Here is a 24,099-nt window from a genome sequence, read left to right on the forward strand (position 1 = left end):
TCGCCAGCTGAATTTATTAGACGTTTGGGCTTAGCCAAAATTTACTATTGGTTTAACAAGTAATATTCTTGGTATATTGTTTCAGTATTAATTAGTATTTCATAAATTTCGCTGTTAAAACTAACTTTAAAAGCGAATGAAATACCAAAAATTGAAAAGTTATTTTGCAGGGCTAGCTATAGTTGCTGCTGCCTTTTCTGCAAATGCACAAACCACCAGAAAATTTATCGACCCGGCAAATATGGATTTATCCGTAAAACCAGGCGATGATTTCTACACTTACGCAAGTGGTGCCTGGATAAAAAACAATCCTGTTCCGGCAAAAGAAACCCGCTGGGGATCATTCAACGAGCTTCGCGATTTCAATATTAATGCCGTAAAATCCTTAGTAGAAGAAGCTGCCGCAGACAAATCTGCGCCTGCAGGTTCGGTGAAACGTAGAGTGGGCGATTTTTTCGCTGCCGCGATGGATACCGTTGCCATAGAAAAATTAGGCTACACCCCTATTAAGCCCGATTTAGAAAAAATTAAACAAATTAAGGATATTCAAGGTGTGCTTGACCAGGTGGCTTACATGCGTGTAAGTGGAATTGGCAGCCCAATGTTTGGCCTTGGTGTGGGTCAGGATCGTAAAAACGTTAACAAATACATGGTTAACATTGGCCAGGGCGGAACCACTTTACCTGATCGTGATTATTACCTGAAAGATGATTCAAGAAGCGTAAAAATTCGTGAAGCCTATAATACTTACATTACCACCCTGTTTACTTTAACGGGAAGCACACCTGAAGAAGCCAAGAAAAAGGCAGAAACGGTATTTAAAATCGAAAAGCAGTTTGCTGAGGCACAAATGAGCCGCTTAGAGATGCGTGATCCTTATGCAACTTACAACAAACTTACTGTTGCTGAATTGAACAAAAAAACGCCTGACATTAACTGGGCAAATTATTTAACCAAGTTTAAAATTAAAGGTCAGGATACTTTATTGGTTTCTTCGCCTAAATTTATGACCAGCCTTGACGGGATGTTAAAATCTATCCCTGTTGCAGACTGGAAAACTTACTTAGAATGGAACGTTTTAAAAAGTTCTGCCGGAAGTTTAAGTTCTCCATTTGTTAAAGCAAGTTTTGCTTTTACCCAGGCGCAAACTGGTCAGAAAGTTCAAACACCGCGTTGGCAACGCATGTCATCTCTAACAGATGGCACTATTGGCGAGTTATTAGGTCAGTTATATGTGGCTAAATACTTTAAACCAGAAGCTAAAGCCCGTATGGATGCCATGATTGTAAACCTTCGCAAAGCGTTCGAAATCAGAATTAAAGGTTTAGAGTGGATGAGCGATGAAACTAAGAAAAAAGCGCTGGAGAAACTTGCCGCGTTCGAACCTAAAGTGGGCTATACCACTAAGTGGGAAACTTATACAGGTTTAAACATTAACAGAGGAACTTATTTCCAAAATCTTCGCAATGCAAGCGTTTGGGGTTACAATGAAAATGTTAACCGATTAGGCAAACCGGTAGATAGAACTCGTTTCGGGATGACGCCGCCAACAGTGAATGCTTCTTACAGCCCAACAATGAATTCGATTACCTTTCCTGCCGGGATTTTACAATTTCCATTCTTCGATCCAAATGCAGATGATGCTTTAAATTATGGTGGAATTGGCGCAGTAATCGGTCATGAAATGAGCCATGGATTTGATGATAGCGGCAGCCAGTATGACGCAAAAGGTAACTTAAAAAACTGGTGGACTGCTGAAGACCGTAAAAAGTTTGAAGAAAAAACAAAAGCTTTAGGTGAGCAATTTGATGCCTATACTGTTTTAGATACTGTTCATGTAATCGGTAAACTAACAATGGGCGAAAATATTGGAGATTTAGGTGGACTAAACGCCGCTTACACTGCATTTAAAATGACTAAACAAGGGCAGAGCAATGAGAAAATTGATGGTTTTACACCAGATCAACGTTTCTTCCTGGCTTGGGCACAGGTATGGAGAGGAAATATTCTTCCAGAAAGTGCCGCTCAGTTAATTAAAACAGATCCACACTCACCTGGTCCGTACCGTACAATTGGTGCTCCGGTAAATATGGATGCCTGGTACCAAGCGTTCGACGTAAAACCTGGCGATAAATTGTACAAAAAACCAGAAGACAGAATTAGAATGTGGTAACACTGAAGCAGATGATTTAAAGATTGAATGCGAAAGCTCTCTACATCAGTCTTTAAATCCCTATAGTTTTTCATCTCGAAGAGGAATATCAAACCTATCATGCAAACGTCCCGGGTATCCGGGACGTTTTGTTTTACCAGGGTTTTCTGCAACATGTAGCAGTTAAAACTATATTCATCTATAACTTAAGAAAGCTGATCAACAAAAAATATGGTTAGTTTAGTAAATATTAAATATCATCCTATCTTTGAATAACATAAGTATCATACATGAGAAGCATTATTAAAGCACTTTTTATTTTAGGTTTAGCATTGTCATCTAATATCAGTTTTGCACAGGATAACTTGATCAGCCTGGATGCTCTAATCAACAAAACCGATCCTGCGTGGCCATTGGTTAAAAAGTGGATTGATGCGGCAAAAAACAAAGTTGAGGTTCTGCCTGTAGATTCTGCTAAAGCGAAACAGACTTTATATAACGCTCAGGTTTCTACCTATGCCACCCTCGGATCTGTAATTTACAATACCGGAGGTATCATGGTTGATAATGGTTGGATTAGAATTTTAGGATCAGGAAGTGGGCGTTTAAACAGAGATATTGCCAGCTGGAATAAAGAAAAAACCATTAAAGAATATGGTGATAAAATCCCCTACCTATTAATTGCCGACGATGCAATTGGCGGGTTTTTCGCTATAAATTATGGTGGTTTGGGTCCCGATATTAAAAATGTTTATTACCTCGAACCGAATACGTTAACCTGGCAACCGCTTGGAGCCGGATATGGAGAATTTTTAATTTTTTGCTTCGATAGCGATTTAAATAAATTTTACAAAGGCTTACGTTGGAGCACCTGGAACCAGTTTATTGGAAACCTGGAGGGAACCAAAACCTACAGTTTCCGACCATACTTGTGGGAAAAGGATACTGACATAGAAAAATGCAGTAGAAAGCTGGTTGGTATCGAGGAAATGTATCGTTTTAACATCCTAAAATCAAAAGAACTTAACGCAGATGCGGGAATCAAAAAAGACGATTCAAAACAGTAAAAAAATTATATTTATCAATTATTTTTTCCAAATACATCCCAACCTAATACATCCCAAAATTAGATTATGAAAATTTGGGTAAATAATGATAAAGGTGATGATACGATTATCGCTTTTGCAAACAAAATGATTTATAAGGGAAACCCGATCTCTTCTGAAGTTGATAATTACATTTTTGATTTAAATAGTGGTAAAATTCCAACAAAAAAATTCAGAGGAATTCCATTAAGCTATTTAAAAAGTATAAATACCGAAGTCGGAAGTTCCTCAATAAATCTTGAAGGTAGAGGAGGTTCAGACTATTTATTAATTAAAAATCAAAAAGTTAAGGAAGAAATCTTCAATTATTTAAAGGAAAACATTGCCAATACAACCTTAATTATTGATGAAGAGTCTTCGCGAAAAGCTGTTGAAAAACCACTTATTGCGCTGGCTGTAGTTTGGTTATTTTTTATTTTCTCTTTTACAATGGCTCTTAAGATAGAAGGCGGAAGTAATTTTGAGGTATTAAACGGCCATTCAATTTTAGGTATAATTTTTATTTTAGCACAGTTGGGCACAAAAAGATTAATAATTCTATTCTTATTTTTAGCTGCTATAACGACTTTTGCTTTTATTAAAAAAAGAAATAAACCACCAGTTATTTACAAGATAGAGATTGGATAATATATCAAGCATATTTAGCCTGTGTTTTCTTCGGAAGTTTGGCTAATACCAAAGCTCTTGACTGTGCTACAAGACTTTTCAGTTCCTTGTCGTTAAGCACATCCAAACTGGCAACCTGAATCCATTGGCGTTTTGCTAAGTGATAGGCTTGTGCAATTCCATCTCTCGCAGTCAAGGCATCGAAATCGTCAGGGTTGCATTTAATGGAAAAACTTGATCCGGAATCAATTGCGACGATCACATAAATCTTCTCCTCAATCATGAAACACAAATGATCCCATTTCATGCCTTCGGTAGTACCTGGTAAACTTAAACAGTATTCTCTAAATGATTCGATATCCATTATTCTTTGGTCTTGATGGTGAACAAATGCAAATTTCACTATGTTTGTACCTGATTACGAAAGTAACAATTCTTCTCTTAATCATGAGAATCTTATAATCCTTTATCCTGGTCATGAATATTCTTACCCAAACCGCCGACGGTTCTAATACACTTTACAACGAAACGATAGGCGAACATTATCATAGCAAACACGGCGCCTTGCAAGAAAGTAAACATGTTTTCATCAATGCTGGCTTAGCACATGCTGCGACTGAAAAAACTGAAATATCGATTTTGGAAGTAGGCTTTGGAACTGGGCTCAATTTTCTCTTGAGCTTCGATTATTGTAAGCAAAACCAAATCAAACTTGATTATATGAGCATTGAAGCATTTCCACTTGCCATAGATATGTTAAACGCAACAGGTTACGCTGCATTCGTATCGCCAGATATCTGGGAAAATTTTATCACCAACTATGAGCAAAGTTTAAAATCGAAGCAGCATTTATCTTCGCACTGCGATTTAGAAATTGCGCACACCGAACTTGCAACTTTTACTACCGATCAGAAATTTGATGTAATTTATTACGATGCTTTCTCTGTTCAACACCAGCCTGAAATGTGGAGTGATGAAATTATTGCCCATGTTTGCAGTTTTTTAAAACCGGGCGGAACTTTTGTAACCTATGCCATTACCGGGAAACTTAAAAGAGCCGTGAAAGCTTGTGGTTTCTCTGTCGAAAAGCTACCTGGAGCACCAGGGAAAAGGGAAATGCTTAGGGCCACCAAAGGAATGGAAAATGAATAATAGGGTAAATATTTAGCGTCAGTCCTCACCTATCCTTTCTGACACAAATCCGACTGGCTGAAAAAACCACTTTAGTACATAATTGTTGACCTTATACTAATCATCATTATTATGGAATTATGGAAAAAAGAACTTTAGGAAAAACCGACTTAATTATAGCGCCCATTGCATTTGGAGGGAACGTATTCGGCTGGACAATAGACGAGCAAAAATCATTTGAAATATTAGATCACTTCGTTGAAAGTGGATTCAATTTTATTGATACCGCTGATGTTTATTCGACATGGGTTCCTCGTAATAAAGGCGGTGAATCAGAAACGATAATTGGCAACTGGCTAAAAAAGACGAACAAGCGCCAGGAAATTATAATTGCTACCAAAGTGGGCTCTGACATGGGTCAGGGAAAATCACTTAAAAAAGACTATATCATTAATGCTGTAGAGCATTCGCTTTCGCGTTTGCAAACGGACTATATCGATTTATATTTTTCACATTTCGACGATGAAACTACGCCTGTTGATGAGACATTGGGAGCCTATGAATCACTAATTAAGGCAGGAAAAGTACGGTGGCTCGGTGCCTCGAATTTTTCGGCTGATCGTTTAAAAGAATCTTTGCTCTTCTCTGCAAACAACAATATTCCACGCTACGAAGTTTATCAGCCCGGCTACAACCTTTTTGATCGGGAAGAATTTGAGCAATCACATGAAAAAATCTGTCTCGACCATGGGCTTGGTGTTATCACTTACTATTCCCTGGCAAGTGGATTTTTAACCGGAAAATATCGCAGCGAAGATGACTTGAAAAAAAGTCAGCGAGGTGGTGGTGTTAAAAAATTCCTAACCGAAAGAGGTTTTAAAATTTTAGATGCCCTAGATAAAGTTGCAGAAACGCATGGCGTTGAGCAAGCATCGGTAGCATTAGCATGGCTACTGCAAAGGCCTTCAGTTACAGCCCCCATAGCAAGTGTTACTGATTTAAGTCAGCTGAAATCGTTTACGGAAGCAGCAAATCTAAAACTCACTCCAGAAGATATTTCTCTTTTAGATCAAGCGAGCAGCTATTAAAAATATTCTCTTATATTTAAATGCCCGATTAGTGAAACAATTAATCGGGCATTTTGTATTAAACAGGATTTTTATATAACCATGAAAGAAAAACTCACTTTTCTACCCAAGCTCGCCCTTGTATTGTTCTGTTTAATAAGTTTAACCTACATCGCTATTTTAGGGCATTCGTTGTTGGCGCCACTTTTATTTTCTTTTCTGATGGCAATTCTACTTTTGCCAGTCAGTAACTTTGTGGAGCGAAAATTTGGATTCAAGAGAAGCCTTTCTACCATCTGTTCCGTTATTGTAATGATTGCCGTAATCGGTGGAATAGTTTACTTTTTTGGCAACCAACTGAGTTCACTATGGGCAGACTGGCCCCTGCTGAAAGAAAAAGCGAATGTTTCTTATCACGAGTTACAGAAATGGATTTCAACTACCTTCCATGTAAATACTGAAAAGCAGCTTGCTTACTTAAATGATAGCACTGAAAAAGCACTCGCTACCAGTGCCACCATTGTAGCCACTACCCTGGCCACATTATCATCAACCTTGCTGTTTATGGGTTTTACGCTACTTTTCACCTTCTTTATACTCAACTACCGCCGCGTACTTTTCACTTTTTTAACCTCGGTTTTTGCAGCACAACACAAAGAAAAGGTTACCGAAATTGTGAACCAAATACAGTTCATCATCAAAAAATATATCATCGGTTTATTTTTACAAATGTTAATCGTAACGGTTTTGATGATCACCGTACTAAGTTTACTGGGGGTAAAATACGCTGTTTTACTTGGCCTTGTGGCCGGCATCTTCAATGTTGTACCCTACCTCGGTATTTTCTTTGCTTTGCTGGTAAGTTGCTTAATTACTTTTGCCACTGCCGGCGCAGGTAAAGTACTCCTTGTTTTAATCGCTTACATTGGTGTTCATGCTATTGATGGCAATATACTGATGCCTCTTGTAGTAGGTTCCAAAGTAAAAATCAACGCATTATTTGCCTTTATTGGCATTATAGTCGGCGAGATGATCTGGGGAATATCAGGCATGTTTTTATGTATTCCATACTTAGCTATTTTAAAAATTATTTTCGACCGCGTAGATACCTTGAAACCCTGGGGCATTTTAATGGGTGAAGAACATAAACCGGAAAAAAAGAAGCGGGTGTATCGCATTACGAAAAAGATTAAATTAGAAGAAAAAGATTAACAAATGCCTGAAAATAGGTCACCTCACATATTAAGTACATCAGCCAATTTATTAGGAATTTGCTTCATCGTATTAACTTCGCTAAAGAAATTAAACCTGGTAGATGATTCTATAATTGATGAATTTGCGGTAGTAGCAGTGATGCTTTTTATGACGAGTTGCATATTATCATTCATATCAATGCGAAGGGAAAGACAAGAAAGTCAGAACTTGGAAAAAGTTGCCGATTTTGTTTTTTTAACGGGCTTGGTCGTGCTATCTGTAGCCACTATTTTAATCGCCTTCAACTTAATCAAGTAATTTTGCCAGGTGTCATTTATTATTAACTGTATAAAGTGAAACCTCTATTTATTCTTCTTGTTGTTTATATAGCTTTGATGGCCTTTGGTGGCCATACCGCCTTTGATAAAGGCGATATTTTCGCAGGAAACATCGCGATGGCGGTGATGTTGCTATTTACTGCAATTGGGCACTTTAAATTTAAAACTTCCATGGCTGCAATGATTCCGCTATTTATACCAAAAAAAGTAGAAATTGTAATCTTTACAGGAATATTGGAAATTGCTTTTGCCGTTGGACTTTGTATTGAAAGTAGCCGCTATTATTCCGGAGTCGGTCTGATCGTTTTCTTATTGGCAATATTGCCAGCTAATATTTATGCTGCAAAACATCAAATTAACTATGAAAATTTATATCAACCGGGGCCAGGTGTAAAATATTTATGGTTTAGAATTCCTTTTCAGTTTTTCTTAATCGCCTGGGTTTGGTACTTTAGCATTCGCTAATAAAAATACCATGCCGAAGAATCCTATTCCTGTTACCGCAAATAATCCCGCTGGCGCTTTTAACCGCCTACTAACTGTTTTAGATACCTTACGTACGCAATGTCCGTGGGATAAAAAACAAACGATGGAAACCTTGCGCCACCTTACCATTGAAGAAACTTACGAGTTAAGTGATGCCATACTGGAAGGCGATTTAGAGGAAATCAAAAAAGAACTAGGCGATGTAATGATGCATTTAGTATTCTATGCAAGAATCGCTTCAGAAACCGACGCTTTCGATATTGTTGATGTTTTAAATGGTGTTTGCGATAAGCTGGTTAATCGTCATCCTCATATTTATGGTGATGTAGAAGTAGAAAACGAGGAAGACGTAAAAAGAAATTGGGAACAAATCAAACTAAAAGAAGGCAATAAATCGGTTTTAGCTGGCGTTCCAGCATCATTGCCCGCCTTGGTAAAAGCTGCCAGAATTCAGGAAAAAGCCCGCGGAGTTGGTTTCGATTGGGAAGACAAAAGTCAGGTTTGGGAAAAAGTTGAAGAAGAACTTCAGGAATTTAAAGCCGAATTTAATGTTGCAGATCAAACCGCAATAGATATAGACAAGGCAGAATCAGAATTTGGTGATGTGCTTTTTTCATTGATCAATTATGCCCGATTTATCAACATCAACCCTGAAAATGCTTTGGAAAAAACAAATAAAAAGTTTATCAAACGTTTTCAATACTTAGAAACCAAGGCAAAGGAAAATGGTAAAGCCCTGGCAGATATGACGCTGAGTGAAATGGATATTTATTGGAACGAAGCAAAGAAATTGTAGCATGAATTTAGGAGAAAACGAAGTACCGAAAAATCTAATTGGTATCATTACTTTTAATGTTACTGCAACGCAAACTGTTGATGGAGGTGTTATTCCGTGGATTAACATAAGCAAGGCAAATGAGGAAATCTTGAATCTGATAGATGCTGATGAAATAGTGATACCTGAACATGAAATTACTGTTGTTATCGATTACCCGCTAACAAGCCCAACATCTTTTCAGTTGTTTTCAGCTATCGGTTTCTCCCGGAAGTTATTACTGATAGAAATTAGAGAGCAGTTTTTAAGCCTAGCCAAAGCAAAAACATTAGATGTTTCAGCAATTGATTTGGTAGCCTTGGATGTTTACAGAACCAATTCTGGTAAAATCGAAATCACTTTGGATATTGATGTTTAAACAAAAGTTTAATGTAAATTAAAAACTAAACGCTCCTATGAAAAATTATCTTTTTTTAATTCTGTTTTTTCTATCAATTATTAGCTGTGTAAATAAACAACAGAAAAGTATTGAAAACATTAGTAAAAGGGAACAGGATGCTGTGAATAAGCAAACGGCTGATTTAGGCGAATTAATCGCATCCATTCCATTTGAAGTTAAAACAGACAATAAGGATTTTGAGAATGGAACGGCTCCTTGGGCAAGAATTGACAGCATAGATCAGCAACTTCCCAGGCTTATTGATGGAGACAAGAAGATAATCGAGCAGGAGGAGGTTACCCTGTTAATCGATTATCCTTTAACCAACGAATATCGAAATACTTTTTTCAGCAAAAATGGTTTTACAAGAAAACAGCTTCTTAAAATAGTTAGTGATACATATCATAAAATTTATGAGGAAGAGGAAGCATCTGCAAAAGTTAAGACCATACCCATCGAAAAAAGAAAGCAACTGATTAATAGAAATCAGACTGACGGAAAATATGGGATCTGGGGTCATGATATAGCGGATCTTGTACTGTCAGAAATCTCAATTTACAAGAATGCTAAAGGGAAAGTTTTCTTGGTATTGGGTATTGAATCATAATCTGCCAAAATGATCCATTAACATGATACCATTTTTCACCTTCCAATTTGGAAAATTAGGAAGTTAAGGAACGGGATAAAGAAAGCAATGTCATATTTTCGACAGAAGTGGAGAAATCTTAAAACCTGACAGATTTAGTAAAAAACACCATCAACATAATACCATTTACCCTCTTCGAATTTGAAGTTCGATTTTTCATGGAGCACATCAGTTTGAAATTTGTTATTCAAATAATAGGCCTTGAATTCAACTTTATCATACGCTGCTGATATAATTTCTAGCTTAAGCCATTTGGTATTTTCAGCACTTTTTAGATAAGCATCTTTCGAATTTCCTTTACGTTTACTGATGTGCGTGGTTTCGAAAAGGTAATCTGCATCTGCTATAACAAAGGCCGAATATCGAGAACGCATAAGCATCTCGGCGGTTGGCGCATTGGTGACTTTTAAATGGTATGGCTGGCAGCAATTTTCATATTCTAGTTTCGTTCCGCAGGGACAAATCATCATTTAGCTTTCGATTAACGAACAAATTTAGGATTAAATATTTCCTCTGCTAAAATTTCCGTAAAATTGCACTGAAAAATAATGAGGTATTTCTTTCACATTGCATATCAAGGACAGTACTTTAGCGGTTGGCAGAAACAGCCTGGCGTTAAGAGTGTACAAGAGGTTATTGAGCAAACCCTTTCTAAAATATTAAAGTTGCCAATTGCTATTAATGGCTGTGGAAGAACGGACGCACATGTTCATGCAAGCCAATTTTTTTTTCATGCAGACATAGAAAAAGCGATTGATTTTGATCTGCTTTACATATTAAATAAAGCGCTTCCCTATAACATTGCTGTGTTCGACATTATCAAAATGGAAGGCAAGCCACATGCCCGTTTTGATGCCGTTCAACGCAAGTACGATTATTTTGTACACACCTACAAAGATCCTTTTCTGAGTACTCAAAGTTCATTTTACCAGGTGAGCGATCTTAATTTTGACAAAATGAAAGCTGTGGTAAAGCTTCTGCCAAAATACAAAGATTACCGGGCTTTTTGTACGCATCCAGATAAGTATGAACATACCATTTGCAATGTAATGGAAGCCGATTTATCTGTAAATCCGAAAGGAGATCGTTTCCGGTTTCACATTGCAAGCAACCGTTTTCTGGGCAAAATGATTCGCATTACGATGGGTAAAATTCTAATGGTAGGTAAAAATGAGCTGAGTGTCGATGAGTTTGAAAATGACCTGATCACCCTGCAAGCATCAAAATTATCATTGCCAGCGCATCCTACAGGGTTATATTTATCAAAAGTAACCTACCCCTACCTAAACCTAGAACCTAGAACTGATTTTATTAGTCCGTTACTAGGAACTGAATGGATTTCAGTATAATTGTAGCATTTTGAATGTCAGTTTCGTTTTACCAATAAAACAAGAACAACAATCATGAAAACGCTTAGCTACATCCTCCTTTCAGTTTTATTAACTAGTTTCGGTTGCAAGAAAAAGAACCTAGAAACCAATTCAAGCATCGAATTTGCGTTGAACAAATCGCAGATGGTTAATTCTGCGAACGTCACAGTAACCAACATCACCGATAACCGATGTCCTCCTAATGCAGATTGTATTACCGCTGGTAAGGCTGAGGCGCAGCTCTCGTTAAAGGTTAATGGCGAAACCAAAGATTTAACGCTGTGCATTGGCGGAGATTGCAACAAAGCCGGCTTATCAGATCAACAAACTTTCAGTGTTGCAAGCGTAAATTACACTGTTAAACTTGTTGAAGTAAATCCATACAATACTTTTGAAAAAGTGGTTGTTCCAAAAACGGTAAAGCTGCAAGTAACAAAAATGTAATCTCGATTTAAGTCTATAAAAAAACCTTTAAGATTTAGAACTCTTAAAGGTTTTTTATTTGCATTCAGCTTAAAGCTTATCTAAGCGTCAATTTTGGCATATTTTGCATTACGCTCAATAAACTCCCTACGTGGGGCAACTTCATCGCCCATTAACATAGAGAAAGTATGGTCGCATTCTGCTGCACTTTCAATTGTGGCTTGCAATAAAGTACGGGTAGCAGGATTTAATGTAGTATCCCAAAGCTGCTCAGCATTCATCTCACCCAAACCTTTGTAACGTTGAATGTGTACACTATCTTCTTTACCAGCACCTTTTAAACGTTGTACAGCAGCATCGCGTTGTACGTCATTCCAGCAGTATTCAAATTCTTTACCTTTTTTAACCTGATAAAGAGGTGGTGATGCAATATAAACGTATCCTGCTTCAATTAAAGCCCTCATGTAACGATAAAAGAAAGTCAGGATCAACGTTGTAATGTGCGAACCGTCAATATCAGCATCCGTCATGATTACGATTTTGTGATAACGAAGTTTCGTCATGTTCAAAGCCTTATCATCTTCTGGCGTACCAATGCTTACGCCTATAGCCGTAAACATATTTTTGATCTCGTCGTTTTCGTAAATTTTGTGCTCCATCGCCTTTTCTACGTTCAAAATCTTACCCTTTAAAGGCAAAATAGCTTGAATGTTTCTATCACGACCTTGTTTAGCGGTACCACCCGCCGAGTCGCCCTCTACCAGGTAAATTTCACATTTTTCAGGATCACTGTCAGAGCAATCGGCTAGTTTTCCTGGCAAGCCAGAACCACCCATCACACTCTTACGCTGAACCATTTCACGAGCTTTACGAGCCGCAGCACGTGCCGTAGCAGCCAAAATAACCTTGTTGATGATCATTTTAGCTTCCTTTGGGTTTTCTTCCAAATAAGCACCTAAGGCCTCACCAACAGCGATATCCACAGCACCCATTACCTCACTGTTACCCAACTTAGTTTTGGTCTGCCCTTCAAATTGAGGCTCTTGAACCTTAACAGAAACTACAGCAGTTAAACCTTCTCTAAAGTCATCGCCGGTGATTTCCATCTTCAGGTTTTTCAACAATCCTGATTTATCAGCATAACTTTTTAAAGTACGTGTTAAACCTCTACGGAAACCGGCAATGTGCGTGCCACCTTCATGTGTGTTAATGTTATTTACATACGAGTGAACATTTTCCGAGTAACTGTCGTTGTATTGGAAAGCCAACTCAACAGGAACACCATTTTTTATGCCGTCAATATAAATTGGTTCAGGTAAAAACGATGCACGGGTACCATCTAAAAATGTAACGAACTCTTTTAAACCACCTTCAGATTGAAAAACTTCTGACAAAAATGAACCATCTTCCAACGTTTCACGCTCATCAGTAAGTGTTAATTTAATTCCTTTGTTAAGGAAAGCCAATTCGCGTAAACGACTGGCAAGAGTATCATATTTATATTCAGTAGTTTGCGTAAAAATAGTAGCATCCGGACTAAAAGTTACGATCGTACCACGTTTATCAGTAGTTCCAACTTCTTTTACATCATATTGCGGAACACCAATTTTATATTCCTGCATCCAAATTTTACCTTCGCGATGCACTTCTGCCTTCAAATCGGTAGATAATGCATTTACGCAACTTACCCCAACACCGTGTAAACCACCAGAAACTTTGTAAGTATCTTTATCAAATTTACCACCAGCGTGTAAAACCGTCATTACAATTTCAAGCGCCGATTTATTTTCTTTTGTATTAATACCAGTCGGAATACCACGACCATTATCTTCTACTCTGATCGAATTTCCTTCTAAAATTCTAACGTCAATAGTATCTGCATGACCGGCCAAAGCCTCATCAATCGAGTTATCTACAACTTCGTAAACCAAGTGGTGCAAACCTTTTACACCAGTATCACCTATATACATCGAAGGGCGCTTACGCACCGCTTCCAAACCTTCTAAAACCTGTATATTATCTGCCGAATAATTTGACTTTAAATCTTGTTCTTCGCTCATATATTAATTAAAAACTATAAGTATCAAAAATACGGAAATTTTGGCAATTAAACTAATATGTGGATAAGTTTTAAGACGTTAAAAACTTATCCATAAAACGGCTTATCGGGCATTTAAACGAGGATTTGGAAAGCAAAACCAGCTCTTCCGATGGATGTCAGTCCCGCTGTCCATTACAAGGCTCAATGAAGAATTGAGCGCTTTCCATTTTCATCGGGTTTAGGTGGCTAAAATCTGCAACTATTCATAACGAAATCCGAATAGATCGCGTCAAAAACATGAGACGTTCCTACGGAACGAAATACCAATTTTATATTTTTTTCTACCGAGGAGACGTCCCGATGGGACGAAGCAAGTGGTAAATAGCGGCAGTGCTGATATAACAACATTTCAATTTGGCTTAGTTTGTTTCTCACATTTAGCTAGTGATATTAGCCTTAATTGAGATACTAGAAAAGAAAGCAAGGCATTTTTCGTTCCATAGGAATTTTTCACGGTAAAAAAAAACACCAAATGATGTCGTTCCGTAGGAACGTTTTATTGGTAGAAAACGTTTTATCGGTAGAAAACATTTGATCAGGAAAAAACAAGCGAAGCATTCTTTCGTTCCGTAGGAACGTTTCCTGCAAAAAAAAACAATAATTTAATTCATATCCTTTGAAACGTTTCGTGAATCTTGAACCCTGCAACCACAAATTTAAGCACTACCAGTGCCACCTAAACCCGACAAAAGCGAGCACGAATCCCGATTTTTTTTATCGGGAGAAGTAAAGCGGCTGGCGGGACAAGCTTTAAAACAGAACACCACATTTGCTTTTCAAATAATAATTGACAACTAAACTTCGTTAAATCAACCTATAAACGATTATAATTGAAAAGTTTATGGGCAGAAACTATTTATTGCATACTTAATTATCATTTTTATCTTTGCTGAAATTTATTAAACAATAATGGAAAGAAGAACCTTTAAAACCTTTGGTTTATTTGCGACTGCTGCTTTAATTACAGCATTTTCTGCATGTCAAAACAAAGACGCTAAAACAACTGAAACTAAGAAAACAGATAGCACCACAGCAGCAGTAGCGCCGAGCGAAAAAATTGTTTACGTTAACTCTGATTCTTTATTAACTAAATACGAATACTTCAAAGATTTGAAAGTAAAATTTGAAGGTAAAACCAAAAATGCTCAGGCTGATATGCAGGCTAAAGGTCAGGCCTTTCAAAGAGAATTGGCTCAATACCAACAATCTGCTCAAACTTTATCTGCTGATCAACGCAAATCGACTGAAGAACGTTTAGGTCGTAAACAACAAGAATTACAAGCTTACCAACAAAATGCTGGTGCAGCTTTACAAAATGAGCAAGCAGCCGAAAACGAAAAACTTTATGATAAAGTTGCTGACTATTTAAAAGGTTATGCAAAAGAAAAAGGCTATAAAATGGTTTTAACCTACTCTAAAGGTAATAGCGCAATTTTATTTGCTGATGAAACTTTAGATGTGACTTCGGAAGTGATTAAAGGCTTAAACGCCCAATACAGCAAGAAATAAATTTTAAATAGATATATAAAAATGCCCCGATTCATCGGGGCATTTTTTTTGCTTAAATATTTATCATGGAAAACGATCACAAAGAATTTATGCGCATGGCGATTGCGCTATCAATACAAAATGTTACAGAAAGTATTGGCGGACCATTTGGGGCAGTGATTGTGAAGGATGGAAAGTTTGTTGCTGGCTCGGCCAATAAGGTTACTTCTACCAATGATTCAACAGCACATGCGGAAGTTTCGGCCATTCGTTTAGCCTGCCAGAAATTAAACACTTTCGATTTAAGTGGTTGTGTAATTTATACGAGTTGCGAACCTTGCCCGATGTGTTTAGGAGCCATTTATTGGTCGCGGATTGAAACAATTTACTTTGCAAACACTAAGGTTGACGCAGAAAATATTGGCTTCAGCGATAAATTTATTTACGAAGAACTGGAAAAGCCAATGGATAAACGGTCGTTACCTGTGGTACAAATGATGCGAGATGAAGCGATGCAAGCATTTAAACTCTGGGGCGATTCAGCAATGAGAATAGATTATTAAAAACCAGGTTCAGCAAAAAGCTGAACCTGGTTTCGCCGCCGATAATAAATTTTAGTTTGAATTTCTTCTATCATGTAAGCACTTAACACGTCAAATCTTGCAGTGTTTAGCATCCACAAATACATCCAAATCTCCTTGTCTTAAGGCCCTGTAATGATTTCCTAGATAAATAGACTTAAAGTTGAACTTAAAACATCAATCAAGAATTAAAAATTTAAGGAACAATTTTTGCAATAAATGCAATATGAATTACGAACAAAAAATAACGAGTGAAGTTGATTTCTGGAAATTTAAAATTTTACAAAAGCCATCACTTTTTAATAAGGTGACTAATTCTGTTCAAAAAAAAATTAACAGTTATATTCCTGATAAAGTTCACAATGCCATAACCATAGCGATAAAACAAATGGTTAAAGCCGTACTTTTTGGTTCTACATTTACCACTTCAAAACCATTAACAGATTTAACATTGATGCATCGAGAAGCATTAATCAAACAAAAAATTGAAAGCTATAAGAAAACAGGCGCAGCGGAAGGTGGAATTACGGGAGCTGGAGGATTCTTGATGAGCTTGGCTGATTTTCCTCTATTGCTGGGCATTAAAATGAAAATGCTTTTCGATATCGCTGCCGTTTATGGTTACGATGTCAAAGATTATCGCGAACGTTTATTTATCCTTCACATTTTTCAACTGGCATTTTCCAGCAAAGAAGAGAGCCAGAATATTTTTGTTAAAATGCAAGATTGGGATAATAAAGCACATCAACTTCCAACAAATATCGATGAATTTGACTGGCTCACCTTTCAGCAACAGTACCGAGATTATATTGACCTGGCTAAGCTGGCTCAAATGCTACCCTTTGTTGGTGCTGCAGTGGGTGCGGTTGCAAATTACAAATTGATCGATAAGTTGGGAAAAACTGCAATGATGAGCTATAGAATGCGCTTTTTCAGCATGCAGTATGCAACAATAAGTACCGAAGAAACCGACAATCGAGATTTGAGAATTAGTTAATCTTCATCTTCAAACAAACCACTAATTAAGTCGTCAGTCTCTCTCCGATCTTTTTTAGTTGGTCGGCCAGTTCCCCGATCTCGCTTTAAGTTAGGCGAGTGAAATGCTGATTTAAAAGCATGGGTTTCCTCTAGCGGTGTTAGATCTTTGTATTTAGTTAAGGCAGTTGGTGAATCTGTTCTGTTATAAGAAAAATCAACAACTTCAATCACTTTCTTCTCTATTCCTTTTGATACCTGATAAACATCGCCAATCTTCACGATAGCTGAAGGCTTTATATTTTGCCCTTTTAATTTCACACGGCCAGCTTTACAAGCTTCAGTAGCCAGGCTTCGAGTTTTAAACAACCTAATCGCCCACAAGTATTTATCTATCCTAAGTTTTTCCGTTTCCGCCATGATGCTTTGTTAATTGGTGTTGTTTACGAGGTGCATATCCTAAAATTCAAGTGTCTGACTTATAAAAACCAAAGTTAAACAACCTAAACTAAAAACGAAACCACCAACCTAATCAAAAAAAACCAAACACCTAAAAATCTAAAAAACCAAAAAAATTGAGTTATTTTGCGTAAAATTTAAAAACATCATGTATTCAGATTTAAAGAAATTAATTGAAGCCGCTTGGGAAGACAGAACTCTTTTAAAGTACAGCAACTATTGCGAAGCTATTGAAACCGTAATTTTAGGATTAGATAAGGGTGAAATTCGCGTTGCTGAACCAGTTTTGAACTCTTGGGGCATTAATGAATGGGTAAAGAAAGCGGTAATTTTATATTTCCCAATTCGCGAGATGAAGGAAATAAAAAGCGGACCATTTGTTTACCACGATAAAATGGACTTAAAAACCGATTACAAAGCAACTGGAGTTCGTGTAGTGCCAATGGCAAGTGCTCGTTACGGTTCGTTTTTGGCTAAGGGCGTAATCATGATGCCATCTTATGTAAATATTGGTGCATATGTTGATGAAGGTACAATGGTCGATACCTGGGCTACTGTCGGTTCATGTGCACAAATCGGAAAACGGGTTCACTTAAGCGGTGGCGTGGGTATTGGGGGTGTTTTAGAACCAGTACAGGCTGCTCCAGTAATTATTGAGGATGATGCGTTTTTAGGTTCAAGAGCCATTGTAGTGGAAGGTGTAAAAGTAGAAAGAGAAGCAGTCCTTGGTGCAAACGTGGTTTTAACTGCATCAACTAAAATCATCGATGTAACTGGCCCAACGCCTATCGAATATAAAGGTATTGTTCCAGCTCGTTCAGTTGTAATTCCAGGTAGCTATACTAAAAAATTCCCATCAGGAGATTATCAAGTTCCATGCGCTTTAATTATCGGTAAACGTAAAGAAAGCACAGATAAAAAGACTTCACTTAACGATGCGTTGAGAGAAAATAATGTAGCAGTATAGTAATTAGTTAAGAGTTGAAAGTGGAAAGTAACATGATGCAAGAAAATCGCAAAAGTTTGATTTCTCTGCAAGAGAACTTTCAACTTTCAACTTTAAACATTAAACTCCGAATTGGTTTCGACGGTAAACGGGCCGCGAATAATTTAACGGGGTTAGGCAATTATAGCCGATCGTTAATTGAAGCCTTATCCGAACAATTTCCTGAAAATCAATACCTCGTTTATTCGCCAAAAGTAAAATCTTCAAGGCAGATAGATGCTTTTTTCGAAGCGGAAAACATCAAGCTAAAACTGCCAATAAACGGTACTTTTTTGTGGCGCTCACTAAATATTCTGAAAGATTTACTGAGAGATAAAGTTCAGATTTTCCATGGCCTAAGTCATGAAATTCCTTTCGCTATTCAGCATACAAAAATCAAATCCATTGTTACGATTCACGATTTAATCTTCCTACGTTATCCGCTGTACTATAAATTTATCGATCGGAAATTGTACGAATGGAAGAGCAGATCTGCCTGTGAAAGAGCTAATCAAATCATCGCAATAAGCGAAAAAACGAAGGCTGATATCATTGAATTTTATGGCATAAATCCTGGAAAAATTGAAGTCATTTATCAAAGTTGCAATGATAGCTTTAAAACGGCCTTTCCTCAAACTACGCTTGATAAAATCCGAACCACTTATAAACTACCGCAGAAATACTTACTAAATGTTGGTACCATTGAAAATCGGAAAAATCTCAAACTGATTGTCCAAGCATTGAAAGATGTTAACGAGGAATATAAGTTGGTAGTTATAGGAAAGAAAACAGCCTATTTTAAAGAAGTAGAAAAGGAAATTAAGCTTTTGGGATTGAGCAACAGAATTATTTTCCTTAAAAACATCCCTTTTGCAGATTTGCCAGGCATCTACCAAATGGCTAGTGTATTCGTTTACCCCTCTTTTTATGAAGGCTTTGGGATTCCCATTATCGAAGCCCTGTATTCTGGAATACCCACAATTGCGGCGAGTGGTTCTTGTTTGGAAGAAGCTGGCGGGCCAGACAGTATTTATGTCAACCCCAATGATCCCGAAGGTTTATCAGCAGCAATAACTAGGGTCCTATCATCTTCAACTTTACAAAACGAGATGAAAGAAAAAGGGCTGGAATTCGTTCAAAAATTCAACAGCCCTTTGGTAACGCGGCAATTAATGAATTGCTATCAAAAAGTTTTAAGCTAATTATTTAGCGGCAAGTGCATTTGGCGGATACTGCGCCAAAATCTCTCTTACGCCTGTATACAATCTTTCTTCTCGTTTATTTAAATTATCAAGGTTAAAGCCAGAGCCTCTTCCATGCCAAAATAATATTTTTTTGTTGGGATCTAAAAAGTCGATAATGATGGTCCCTTCTATATATTGGTTAACATAAGTTGGACCACCGCCCCAACCCCAGCCTCCCCAGCCACCACGCCAGCCCCAGCCGCCGCCCCAACCCCAACCACCAAAGCCAGAGTTGTACATGTCAGTTTTTTCTCTTCCTACCACAACAAGGTTTACCAGCATACTCGGTTTATCAGCTTTAACAAATCCTTTTGCGTTCATTTCAGCTTCTACGGCTGCCATCAATCTACGTTTATCAAGATTATTAAGCCTTACTCGCTCAATTCCTTTGTCGTAGAAGTTATAAGTTTTGTAAGCGGTGAAATCTACGTTTTTATCGTAGTCGGATGCTGTCCTAAGACTCGAACATCCTGTTAATGCCAATACAACTGTAAATAGCATTAGTAGTGTTTTAAATGTTTTCATTTGTGCGTTGTTTTTATTTGAATAACCTGAAATAAATATAGTGATTTTGTATGTACAAAAATACTGAGATCAATAATTTTACATTTTTATTGTCAATTAAAAAACGAATAAATATTGATTTAGTTTTAGCTTATAGCGCTTAGCTTTAGGATATTATGAAAATTTAACATTTGATAGAAAAAGCTAACTTTGCAGTATGCTAAAAGATGAAATTAATAGAGCCTTAGAAGTGATTAAAAACGGCGGAGTAATCCTCTATCCTACTGATACCATTTGGGGTTTAGGCTGCGATGCAACGAATGCTGATGCAGTAGAAAAACTGCTTAAAATCAAGAATCGGCCAGCAGAAAAAAGCCTGATTGTGCTTTTGGATGTGGACAGCAAGCTTCAAAGCTACGTTAAAGAAATTCCTGAGGTGGCCTATGATTTAATTGAATACGCAGAAAACCCCTTGACAATCATTTTTTCTGATGCAAAAAATTTAGCTCCAAATGTGATCAACACAGATGGAAGCGTGGGTATTCGTATAGTTAAACACGATTTCTGTACGCCCCTTATTCAGCGGTTTAGAAAGCCTGTAGTATCAACATCAGCGAATATAAGTGGCAAACCATCACCACAGTTTTTCGATGATATCGACCCTGAAATTATCGAAGCTGTTGATTATGTGGTAGACTTTCAGCAAGAAGACCGCAGCATCAAAAAACCATCTACTATCATGAAACTCACGCCAAGCGGTCAATTTGAATTTATCCGCAAGTAAATTTTAGTACTTTTGTAACCTATTTAAATCGCCTTCGCCCCTAAGTTTTCAGGGATGTATGTGTATATGCTAATCCCAAATGATCAGGATAGCATGACGATTTCAAAACTATGCAGCAACATCTTCAAAACCCAATTTTTAAAACACTATCTGCCATTGCGGATAAAAATAACACCGAAGCCTATGTTATTGGGGGTTTTGTGAGGGATTTATTTTTAAACCGACCTTCGAAAGATATCGATGTGGTTGTGGTTGGCAGTGGCATTGAATATGCCGAAGCCGTTGGTAAAAAGCTAAATAGCAAAGTGGCTATTTTTAAAAACTTTGGCACTGCAAATATTAAATATCAAGATTTAGAAGTCGAATTTGTTGGGGCGAGAAAAGAATCTTACCGATCAGATTCCAGAAAACCCATTGTAGAAGATGGTAGTTTAGAAGATGATCAACTCCGCAGAGATTTTACGATCAATGCCTTGGCCATTAATTTAAACGCCAATCATTTTGGCGAACTGTTAGATCCATTTAATGGAGTCAGAGATTTAGAGAACAAGCTCATCCGTACGCCATTGGATCCAGAAGTAACTTTTTCTGATGATCCATTACGTATGATGAGGGCTATTCGCTTTGCCGCTCAATTGAATTTTGATATAGATCCGGCTGCCTTAAACGCAATTAAAACGCAGAAAAAAAGAATTAGTATTGTTTCCAAAGAGCGAATTACGGATGAAATGAATAAAATCATTTTATCACCCGTTCCTTCTATCGGTTTTAAACACCTGTTTGACACCGGACTGCTGGAGATTATCTTCCCTCAAATGGCCCAGCTTTATGGTGTAGAAATTATTAAAGGAAAAGGACATAAAGATAACTTTTACCATACGCTTGAGGTATTAGATAACATTTGCGCAAACACTGATGATTTGTGGCTACGCTGGGCTGCAATTCTGCATGATATTGCCAAGCCCGCTACCAAACGTTTCGAAGAAGGCCACGGCTGGACGTTTCATGGCCATGAAGATAGAGGAGCGAAAATGGTTCCGAAAATCTTTGCTCAGCTTAAGCTTCCATTGAACGAAAAAATGAAATTCGTGCAAAAGCTCGTTCAATTACATTTGCGTCCGATTGTTTTAGCCCAAGAAACGGTGACCGATTCTGCAGTGAGAAGACTTTTATTCGATGCTGGTGAAGAAATTGAAAGTTTAATGATGCTGTGCAATGCTGATGTTACCACCAAAAACGAATATAAAAAAACCAAATACCGAAGAAATTTTGAACTGGTTAAGATAAAGCTGAAAGATGTTGAGGAACGTGATCAACTTCGCAACTGGCAACCACCAATAACCGGACTTGATATTATGGAAACTTTTGGTTTACCAGCAGGTAAAGAAGTGGGGCTAATCAAAAATGCGATACGCGAAGCTATCCTCGAGGGAGAAATCAAAAATGATTACGATGAAGCATATCACTTTATGCTAAATCAAGCAAAACAAATGGGTTTAAATCCTGTTAATAAGTAATTTAATGCCCATACATTAATTAAACGCAACCTTTTTATATTTTTTGTTGTTTGTGGTAATATAAATTAACTTTATTTTTACGGTTCCAAAATACAATAATGGCTATTTATAAATTTAGAATTACTTTCGAAGATTTTGATGATGTTGTGAGAGAGATCGACATTAAATCAAACCAAACTTTTGAAGACCTGCACAAGGCTATTCATAAATCTACTGGTTACAATGCCGAGAAACCATCATCATTTTACGTAAGTACTGATAATTGGCTAAAAGGTGATGAAATTGCCTACCTACCCAATGAGAGGAAAAAAGACCGGGTGGTTTTAATGGAAAATTCTAAGTTAAGTGGTTTTATTGAAGATCCTCATCAAAAATTTTATTACATCTATAATTTCGATCGACCGTACGATTTTCATGTAGAATTAGTGAAAATAGTTTTAGATCCTGACCCGAATATCGAATATCCGTTTTTAGCGAAGAGTACTGGTGAGGCTCCTAAAATCATGGAGCAAAATGGTCCGCAATCGGTTGACCCTCGAGGTGCTGTTGCAGCAGCAAGTGAATTTGATTTTTTAAATGAAATGAACTTTGTTCCAGAAGATACAGACGAATTGGAAGCAATGGGTGAAATGGGAATCAATGAGAAAGAATCAGATGATGATGAAGAAAGTGAAGATGATGAATTTGGTGACGAATTCTCTGACGGAGATAACTTCGATGATGATCAAAAAGAGGATTATTAATCTATCCCATAATTAAAGTAAACTTAAAGCTGTCAAATATTTAAATTTGACAGCTTTTGTTTTTAAATCCAGTTTATGCCGAATAAAAAGACGCTAATATCTATCGTTGGTCCAACCGCTATTGGAAAAACAGCTTTGGCTATTCAAGTTGCTCAACACTTTAATACCGAAATTATCTCGGCAGATTCTCGTCAGTTTTTTCGGGAGATGGAGATTGGTACCGCAAAACCTTCAAGTGATGAACTTGCTGCCGCAAAACATCATTTCATCAATTCACATTCTATTACTCAGCTGTTCAGCACTGGCGATTTTGAAGTGGAAGGCCTGCAAAAGCTAGCTGAAATTTTCGATCAGCATCACACAGCAATCATGGTCGGCGGATCTGGCTTATATGTGAATGCATTAATTAATGGTTTGGATGAAATGCCAGAAATTGATTTATCTATACGAGAAAAATTAAATAAACAATTTGAAATAGAAGGTTTGAGTAGCATTCAGGAGCAACTGTCCATTCTAGATCCCGAATATTTTGCAAAGGTGGATCAAAACAATCCGCAGAGAATGATCAGAGGCCTGGAAGTATTTTTATCCACTGGAAAAAAACTTTCGTCCATGCTTTCTGCTACAAAGAAAGTACGTACGTTTAATATGATTAAAATTGGCTTGAATACCGACAGAGCCTTTTTATACGATCGAATTAATCAGCGTGTTGATCAAATGATTGATAATGGCCTGGTAGAGGAAGTGAAATCTTTAAGGAGCTTCAGAAAATATAACGCTCTTAACACCGTTGGTTACAGTGAAATTTTCGACTATCTGGATGGCAAAATCGAATTAGACGATGCCATTAATGCAATTAAACAAAATACACGTCGCTTCGCAAAAAGACAGTTGACTTGGTTTCGTAGAGACGAAGAGATAAAATGGTTCGAGCCCAACGATACGGAAAATGTAATTAACTATATTGAAGGTAGATTATAAACAA

Annotated in this window: 27 protein-coding genes; 22 read left to right on the forward strand and 5 right to left on the reverse strand. The window is 37.3% G+C overall.

The genetic code is table 11. From position 1 onward, the window contains the following. Positions 1-136 precede the first annotated feature (136 nt). From ACZZZK_RS06750 to ACZZZK_RS06760, 3 genes are all read left to right on the forward strand, one after another. Complete coding sequence (locus tag ACZZZK_RS06750) at positions 137-2,173, forward strand: M13 family metallopeptidase (protein ID WP_463483488.1); 2,037 nt, start codon at positions 137-139, stop codon at positions 2,171-2,173. A 269-nt stretch (positions 2,174-2,442) separates the two neighbouring features. Further along, positions 2,443-3,219 carry a DUF2625 family protein gene (locus ACZZZK_RS06755; RefSeq protein ID WP_463483489.1) on the forward strand — a complete coding sequence of 259 codons (777 nt, stop codon included), beginning with the start codon at positions 2,443-2,445 and terminating at the stop codon, positions 3,217-3,219. A gap of 66 nt (positions 3,220-3,285) precedes the next feature. Further along, entirely contained in the window at positions 3,286-3,885 is a 600-nt protein-coding gene (locus ACZZZK_RS06760) for a hypothetical protein (RefSeq protein ID WP_463483490.1), read from the forward strand. Positions 3,886-3,889: 4 nt separating this feature from the next. Here the strand turns inward: ACZZZK_RS06760 and ACZZZK_RS06765 are convergent, their stop codons facing one another. Further along, positions 3,890-4,228 carry an MmcQ/YjbR family DNA-binding protein gene (locus tag ACZZZK_RS06765; protein WP_463483491.1) on the reverse strand — a complete coding sequence of 113 codons (339 nt, stop codon included), beginning with the start codon at positions 4,226-4,228 and terminating at the stop codon, positions 3,890-3,892. Positions 4,229-4,341: 113 nt separating this feature from the next. Between ACZZZK_RS06765 and mnmC2 the strand changes: the two genes are divergently transcribed. From mnmC2 to ACZZZK_RS06805, 8 genes are all read left to right on the forward strand, one after another. Beyond that, the gene (gene mnmC2 / locus ACZZZK_RS06770) at positions 4,342-5,016 is read left to right on the forward strand and encodes a tRNA (5-methylaminomethyl-2-thiouridine)(34)-methyltransferase MnmC2 (RefSeq protein ID WP_463483492.1); all 675 of its coding nucleotides are present in this window, start codon (positions 4,342-4,344) and stop codon (positions 5,014-5,016) included. Positions 5,017-5,135: 119 nt separating this feature from the next. Beyond that, complete coding sequence (locus tag ACZZZK_RS06775; protein WP_463483493.1) at positions 5,136-6,083, forward strand: aldo/keto reductase; 948 nt, start codon at positions 5,136-5,138, stop codon at positions 6,081-6,083. A gap of 81 nt (positions 6,084-6,164) precedes the next feature. Next, a complete protein-coding gene (locus ACZZZK_RS06780; RefSeq protein ID WP_463483494.1) occupies positions 6,165-7,274 on the forward strand; it encodes an AI-2E family transporter in 1,110 nt (369 codons plus the stop codon). A gap of 3 nt (positions 7,275-7,277) precedes the next feature. Further along, positions 7,278-7,574 (forward strand): hypothetical protein, encoded by a 297-nt coding sequence (locus ACZZZK_RS06785; protein ID WP_265797966.1) that lies wholly within the window; start codon positions 7,278-7,280, stop codon positions 7,572-7,574. 35 nt (positions 7,575-7,609) lie between these two features. Beyond that, complete coding sequence (locus ACZZZK_RS06790; RefSeq protein ID WP_463483495.1) at positions 7,610-8,059, forward strand: DoxX family protein; 450 nt, start codon at positions 7,610-7,612, stop codon at positions 8,057-8,059. A 10-nt stretch (positions 8,060-8,069) separates the two neighbouring features. Further along, positions 8,070-8,876, forward strand: a complete 807-nt coding sequence (gene mazG, locus ACZZZK_RS06795; RefSeq protein WP_463483496.1) for a nucleoside triphosphate pyrophosphohydrolase — start codon at positions 8,070-8,072, stop codon at positions 8,874-8,876. 1 nt (position 8,877) lies between these two features. Beyond that, the gene (locus tag ACZZZK_RS06800) at positions 8,878-9,273 is read left to right on the forward strand and encodes a hypothetical protein (RefSeq protein WP_463483497.1); all 396 of its coding nucleotides are present in this window, start codon (positions 8,878-8,880) and stop codon (positions 9,271-9,273) included. Between the two features lie 37 nt (positions 9,274-9,310). Next, positions 9,311-9,901: a hypothetical protein gene (locus ACZZZK_RS06805; RefSeq protein ID WP_463483498.1), complete on the forward strand. Its 591-nt coding sequence runs from the start codon at positions 9,311-9,313 to the stop codon at positions 9,899-9,901. Between the two features lie 134 nt (positions 9,902-10,035). On the opposite strand, the gene ACZZZK_RS06810 is transcribed toward ACZZZK_RS06805, so the two are convergent. Continuing rightward, positions 10,036-10,410 (reverse strand): YchJ family protein, encoded by a 375-nt coding sequence (locus ACZZZK_RS06810; RefSeq protein ID WP_463483499.1) that lies wholly within the window; start codon positions 10,408-10,410, stop codon positions 10,036-10,038. 78 nt (positions 10,411-10,488) lie between these two features. On the opposite strand from ACZZZK_RS06810, the gene ACZZZK_RS06815 reads away from it, so the two are divergent. Both ACZZZK_RS06815 and ACZZZK_RS06820 read left to right on the forward strand, forming a co-directional pair. Then, the gene (locus ACZZZK_RS06815) at positions 10,489-11,289 is read left to right on the forward strand and encodes a tRNA pseudouridine synthase A (RefSeq protein ID WP_463483500.1); all 801 of its coding nucleotides are present in this window, start codon (positions 10,489-10,491) and stop codon (positions 11,287-11,289) included. Positions 11,290-11,343: 54 nt separating this feature from the next. Further along, positions 11,344-11,754, forward strand: a complete 411-nt coding sequence (locus ACZZZK_RS06820; RefSeq protein ID WP_463483501.1) for a hypothetical protein — start codon at positions 11,344-11,346, stop codon at positions 11,752-11,754. 80 nt (positions 11,755-11,834) lie between these two features. Here ACZZZK_RS06820 and gyrB read toward each other — a convergent pair whose 3' ends face one another. After that, a complete protein-coding gene (gyrB, locus tag ACZZZK_RS06825; RefSeq protein WP_056849516.1) occupies positions 11,835-13,793 on the reverse strand; it encodes a DNA topoisomerase (ATP-hydrolyzing) subunit B in 1,959 nt (652 codons plus the stop codon). 950 nt (positions 13,794-14,743) lie between these two features. Between gyrB and ACZZZK_RS06830 the strand changes: the two genes are divergently transcribed. From ACZZZK_RS06830 to ACZZZK_RS06840, 3 genes are all read left to right on the forward strand, one after another. Further along, positions 14,744-15,343, forward strand: coding sequence for an OmpH/Skp family outer membrane protein (locus ACZZZK_RS06830; RefSeq protein WP_463483502.1), 600 nt, complete (start codon positions 14,744-14,746; stop codon positions 15,341-15,343). A gap of 65 nt (positions 15,344-15,408) precedes the next feature. Continuing rightward, positions 15,409-15,885, forward strand: a complete 477-nt coding sequence (locus ACZZZK_RS06835; protein ID WP_463483503.1) for a nucleoside deaminase — start codon at positions 15,409-15,411, stop codon at positions 15,883-15,885. 244 nt (positions 15,886-16,129) lie between these two features. Further along, positions 16,130-16,900 carry an EcsC family protein gene (locus tag ACZZZK_RS06840; protein ID WP_463483504.1) on the forward strand — a complete coding sequence of 257 codons (771 nt, stop codon included), beginning with the start codon at positions 16,130-16,132 and terminating at the stop codon, positions 16,898-16,900. Here the strand turns inward: ACZZZK_RS06840 and ACZZZK_RS06845 are convergent. Then, positions 16,897-17,298 carry an RNA-binding S4 domain-containing protein gene (locus ACZZZK_RS06845; protein WP_463483505.1) on the reverse strand — a complete coding sequence of 134 codons (402 nt, stop codon included), beginning with the start codon at positions 17,296-17,298 and terminating at the stop codon, positions 16,897-16,899. The genes ACZZZK_RS06840 and ACZZZK_RS06845 overlap by 4 nt on opposite strands. 187 nt (positions 17,299-17,485) lie before the next feature. Here ACZZZK_RS06845 and ACZZZK_RS06850 point away from each other — a divergent pair, with 187 nt between their 5' ends. Together ACZZZK_RS06850 and ACZZZK_RS06855 are read left to right on the forward strand one after the other, a co-directional pair. Next, positions 17,486-18,304, forward strand: coding sequence for a 2,3,4,5-tetrahydropyridine-2,6-dicarboxylate N-succinyltransferase (locus ACZZZK_RS06850; RefSeq protein WP_056849511.1), 819 nt, complete (start codon positions 17,486-17,488; stop codon positions 18,302-18,304). A 32-nt stretch (positions 18,305-18,336) separates the two neighbouring features. Then, positions 18,337-19,524, forward strand: coding sequence for a glycosyltransferase family 4 protein (locus ACZZZK_RS06855; RefSeq protein WP_463483506.1), 1,188 nt, complete (start codon positions 18,337-18,339; stop codon positions 19,522-19,524). On the opposite strand, the gene ACZZZK_RS06860 is transcribed toward ACZZZK_RS06855, so the two are convergent. Further along, the gene (locus tag ACZZZK_RS06860) at positions 19,525-20,091 is read right to left on the reverse strand and encodes a DUF4136 domain-containing protein (RefSeq protein WP_463483507.1); all 567 of its coding nucleotides are present in this window, start codon (positions 20,089-20,091) and stop codon (positions 19,525-19,527) included. A 196-nt stretch (positions 20,092-20,287) separates the two neighbouring features. On the opposite strand from ACZZZK_RS06860, the gene ACZZZK_RS06865 reads away from it, so the two are divergent. From ACZZZK_RS06865 to miaA, 4 genes are all read left to right on the forward strand, one after another. Further along, positions 20,288-20,854 (forward strand): L-threonylcarbamoyladenylate synthase, encoded by a 567-nt coding sequence (locus ACZZZK_RS06865; protein WP_463483508.1) that lies wholly within the window; start codon positions 20,288-20,290, stop codon positions 20,852-20,854. A 110-nt stretch (positions 20,855-20,964) separates the two neighbouring features. Next, positions 20,965-22,371 carry a CCA tRNA nucleotidyltransferase gene (locus tag ACZZZK_RS06870; RefSeq protein WP_463483509.1) on the forward strand — a complete coding sequence of 469 codons (1,407 nt, stop codon included), beginning with the start codon at positions 20,965-20,967 and terminating at the stop codon, positions 22,369-22,371. A gap of 98 nt (positions 22,372-22,469) precedes the next feature. Beyond that, the gene (locus tag ACZZZK_RS06875; protein WP_265797982.1) at positions 22,470-23,114 is read left to right on the forward strand and encodes an IS1096 element passenger TnpR family protein; all 645 of its coding nucleotides are present in this window, start codon (positions 22,470-22,472) and stop codon (positions 23,112-23,114) included. Between the two features lie 75 nt (positions 23,115-23,189). After that, positions 23,190-24,095 carry a tRNA (adenosine(37)-N6)-dimethylallyltransferase MiaA gene (gene miaA, locus ACZZZK_RS06880; RefSeq protein WP_463483510.1) on the forward strand — a complete coding sequence of 302 codons (906 nt, stop codon included), beginning with the start codon at positions 23,190-23,192 and terminating at the stop codon, positions 24,093-24,095. The last annotated feature ends 4 nt before the right edge of the window (positions 24,096-24,099 follow it).

It is taken from the genome of Pedobacter sp. AC163 (assembly GCF_979258665.1).